Origin of the sequence: Gillisia marina, assembly GCF_000258765.1 — a bacterium.
GTDB classification, from domain to species: Bacteria; Bacteroidota; Bacteroidia; order Flavobacteriales; family Flavobacteriaceae; genus Gillisia; species Gillisia marina.
Genome location: NZ_AJLT01000070.1, coordinates 1 through 4,072, shown reverse-complemented (window position 1 = coordinate 4,072; position 4,072 = coordinate 1). Strand labels below are relative to the sequence as shown.

Sequence of the window (4,072 nt, the reverse complement as noted above, 5' to 3'; positions counted from 1 at the left end):
TTCTAATTTCTTTCTATTCTTTAAGATTATTATAGTGATAATATAAATCAGAACGATCCCAAATGGAATAGCTATAAATCTATGTTCAGGTAAAAGATACCACAGAGCAAGTACTAAAATAGTTCTTGTCAATGTGTGAAAAATTCCAACCCAGTGTTTTATTATCCAAGAGAATGGAAGCCACATCAAACCTGTCAGTATTCCAACTGTCAATGGAAGTGAAGAATAATCAACAAGAAAAAATGGTATTGCTATTGAATAAACAAGAATGGCTTGCCCAACAGTGAAGAGAAAAAGTGAATCGAATTCATTTTTAGGTTTATTTTTATCAAGGAAATTTTCACCTGTTAATTTTGAGAGGAATAGACCTAAATACACAATGCTTCCTGTTCCAATAAATATCGACCAAACGGCTATAAAATCAGAGAACAAAATTCCGATAATTCCAATTATAGTCCAAACAATTATTCCAGCTAATGGTGTAGCAAGGAATTTTCCATTGGCAAATTCAATTCTTTGTTCGTCGAGGGTTCGTTTTATTCCTATCATTTATTTTATCGGTTTTAACTAATATAGGCTTTATCTCTATTATGTGTACGATTTCACTTAAATGCACCATAACGGTCTTGTTTAACGCAAGTGGCGTGGGGTAAGGACGCGAACTTATCGGTTTTGTTGATTGTTACTTGGTGTCTAAAATAACACTTTTCGTCACAATGCCCGACATTTGCTGTTAAACGATGTTGTACCCAGTTAAATAGTATATCTAGTTTTGTTTTTTTCTCCTGTTTTTTTAAATAATTTGAGTTCCAAACCTTTTTTCAGATCTCGACTTGCTGTTGCAACAGAGATATCTTTAAAAATCTCCATATAATCCTTTCTAGAAAATTCTCTTTTATTGAGTGATACAAAATACTCAAGGCGGTCTTTTTGGCTTAATGTTCGGCTATTATAATCAAATAATTCCTCTAATGATTTATTGATTACTCCAAGCATATATATAATAAATGCAGTTGAATTTCCTGACTTATCACTATCGGATAGCGCTTTATAGTATTTTTCCTGGTCTTTACTTATTAATGTTTCAAAGGGTAAATATTCAAAAACAGGATATTTTTCCATTAATATTAAAGTTTGCCATAATCTACCCATTCTTCCATTTCCATCCAAAAAAGGATGAATAAATTCCATTTCATAATGAAAAACACAGCTTTTAATTAACTCTATTTCTTCTGATGATTTTAGATAGTTAAATAAATCTTTCATTAAAAAAGGAACATTTTCATATGGCGGAGCATAATGTTCTACTTGTGAACCTTTCATTATACCAACACCTTGTCTTCTGTATTTTCCTGCATCTTCAATTAAAGATTCCATTAAATGTTTGTGGCATTCTAAGAATGATTTTTCAATAAATGGTTTATAATTTTCTAAATGTTCATAAATCTCAATTGCATTCAAAACTTCCTTTATGTCTTTCTTTGGTCCAATTATTCTTTTGTTTTCAAGTAACGCAGTAATCTGTTCTTCTGTCAATGTATTTCCCTCAATTTTTAAAGAAGAATGAATTGTTTTTATTCTATTTTCCTTTCTTAGTTTGGGAGAAGGTTTGTTAAGATAATTTGCATTTATTGCTCCAACTTTCTCAGAAATTGAAGTTATCAATCTTAAAATCTCAGGAGTTATATCGTAAGGAGGTTTCATTTGATAGTATCATTTGATAGTATCAAAGGTAAGTTCATTTATTTAAATTGGAAGGAAAAATCATGAATTTTAATTGGGTACAACGGTCTTGGTTAACGCAAGTAGCGCGGAGTAGGGACACGTTCTTGTCGGCTTAGTTGATTAGTTACTTGGTCTCTAAAATAGCACTTTTCATGCGAATGCCTGCTATTTGCTGGTAACCGATATTGTATGCAGTTACTTGTATAACTTAGGTTCTTTAATTCCTGAATTTATAAGCGCTTTTTGGTTCATTTTAAAATGACTTGTAGTCATACGATTGTAATATTCTTTAAAAGATGGCAAATTGAATTCTTTTCTAATTTTTTCAATATTTGTTGAATCAATTAGGCCATTTTTAGGTATAGCTTGTCCATAGTTATTATAAGTTACTTGAGTTCCAAATCTTTGTTTCTTATTCAAATTGATATTTACTCTATCCTCAAGCATTGCGTAATTTGCTTTGCTAGCATTGTCTTTCGAAATTTCTTTCTTTAGTTCTTTAAGTATTTTTTGTTGAAACTCAACATCGTTGTCTGCGTGCTGAATTGTAATCCAAAATTTATGAGATTCTTCTTCTCCAATTTCATTATATCCCAAATAGCCATATTTATCATACAACTTTTTTTATTCGCAACTGATTTTCCAAACTAACACTATCCCTAATTTTTTCAAATATTTCCCAAGCTTTTTGCGGACCGTATTTTTCATTTAATTTCTCAGGAGGAATACCTGCATATTCTTGGTCTGCGTTATAAATATAATTCAGTTCAGATATGATTTGTTTTTTATCTGATTCAGAGATAGTTTTTTCATTACAGCTAAAAATAAAGCCTGATAAAATCAATAAGAAGATTCTTTGTTTCATAATTATTTATTTTCTTGAAATCTGAGATTTAATTGCATACAACGGTCTTGTTTAACGCAAGTGGCGTGGAGTAAGGACGCGTTCTTGTCGGCTTAGTGGTTTTTTAATTGGTCTCTAAAATAGCACTTTTCACCACATTACCCGCCATTTGCTGTTAAACGATGTTGGCAACTGGCTTTTACCCTTCCTGTTCTAAGTATCTTAAATTGAAAAGTACTTCTGGATCACTTTCGTTTGATGAAAAAATAGCATCTATTACTTCCTTCATATCCTTTCCTAATTTTATAGGATCACTCGTATTTTTTAAAAATTTGGCAAATGTTTTAATCGGTGTTTTATCAAGTATTTCTTCAAGTTCCATTAGCTCCAAATTCGATTTATTGTACTGTATATATTTTGGGTTTTTCTCCATTTCATTCCGGTCTAGAATAAAGAAGATTACATATCCTTTCTTATATTCCTCAGGATCCATTTTAAATATTTTGAACCATGAAGGTGTAAATTCAAGAGAATCCACTTGAATTAAAATCTCGTAATCTCTTATTATTTCTAATTGGACGCGACTTTTTTTTACTATCACGAATGAATCTCTTGACAAATTCAGTCGGACTTTTTGGTTTTCTTTTTAATTTAAAATTTAGAATATTCAAAAAGTTCATTATTCTTTATTCGATTTTTTGTGAAGCTTGTTGCCAACGGTCTTGTTTAACGCAAGTGGCGTGGAGTAAGGACGCGTTCTTGTCGGCTTAGTGGTTTGTTACTTGATGTCTAAAATAGCACATTTTACCAGAATGCCCGCTATTTGCTGTTAAACGATGTTGTGCTACGTTTTTTACTTACAAGTTGACTTTAAAACTATATTTCCATTTTCCTCAACCATTTCATATCCATTATCTAACATTGGTTGAAAACTTTTCCTTCCAGTAATTTGCCATAAAAGATGTCCATACGTGCACTTGCTAATTCTACCCTGATCTAATTCACTTTTCATCAAAGTTTTGAGTTCATCCCAATATTCTTTTGGCGAATGAACTAATATTATATAAGGATTGAATTCGGGGTCAACGAATTCTTTATCATAGAAAGGTTGTAAGCGCTTTAAACTTGGGAATCCATACTTTTTTGTTATTTCAATCATTCTTTCGGTATGTTCTGCATCTTTTGGATTTATGTATTTTTTCCAAATTAATTTTCCAATACTGTCGGATTTAAATTCACGCTTAAAAATTTCTTTCATTCTTAAACTATCAGGCAAATTTTCAATTCTATCGGTTTCAGATTTGTCAAAAGTTTTAAAAATTGTGTATTCACGCATGATCTGATCATATCCATACATAAATTCCATTTCTTCGACGAGTGAGAATATATCTTGTTTTAATAATTTGTCCTTTTCAGATTGTGAAAACGTTACACTTGTTATAAATAGCGTAAAAATCCAAAGTTTTAATTTCATTCTGTCTTCGTGTATTATACTGAAATAGG

General features: G+C 30.9%; 6 protein-coding genes. All 6 read right to left on the bottom strand.

Going from position 1 to position 4,072, the window contains the following annotated elements:
- On the bottom strand, positions 1 to 549 hold a 549-nt coding region (locus ON07_RS13155), incomplete at its 3' end, for a DUF7010 family protein (protein WP_010232343.1).
- Between the two features lie 204 nt (positions 550 to 753).
- Positions 754 to 1,704, bottom strand: coding sequence for a Fic family protein (locus ON07_RS13150; protein ID WP_010232341.1), 951 nt, complete (start codon positions 1,702 to 1,704; stop codon positions 754 to 756).
- A gap of 216 nt (positions 1,705 to 1,920) precedes the next feature.
- On the bottom strand, positions 1,921 to 2,322 hold the full coding sequence (locus tag ON07_RS13145) for a hypothetical protein (RefSeq protein ID WP_155807238.1): 402 nt from the start codon (positions 2,320 to 2,322) through the stop codon (positions 1,921 to 1,923).
- A gap of 13 nt (positions 2,323 to 2,335) precedes the next feature.
- Positions 2,336 to 2,590, bottom strand: a complete 255-nt coding sequence (locus tag ON07_RS13140; protein ID WP_010232338.1) for a hypothetical protein — start codon at positions 2,588 to 2,590, stop codon at positions 2,336 to 2,338.
- A 178-nt stretch (positions 2,591 to 2,768) separates the two neighbouring features.
- Positions 2,769 to 3,188 carry a hypothetical protein gene (locus ON07_RS13135; protein WP_010232336.1) on the bottom strand — a complete coding sequence of 140 codons (420 nt, stop codon included), beginning with the start codon at positions 3,186 to 3,188 and terminating at the stop codon, positions 2,769 to 2,771.
- 234 nt (positions 3,189 to 3,422) lie between these two features.
- Positions 3,423 to 4,072, bottom strand: a 650-nt coding sequence (locus ON07_RS13130; protein WP_010232335.1) for a hypothetical protein, incomplete at its 5' end; no start/stop codon positions are given.

What these genes read in the sequence shown, in the direction of transcription:
- ON07_RS13150 (WP_010232341.1), bottom strand. Translation starts at nt 1,704, where the DNA reads ATGAAACCTCCTTACGATATAACTCCTGAGATTTTAAGATTGATAACT.
- ON07_RS13140 (WP_010232338.1), bottom strand. Translation starts at nt 2,590, where the DNA reads ATGAAACAAAGAATCTTCTTATTGATTTTATCAGGCTTTATTTTTAGC.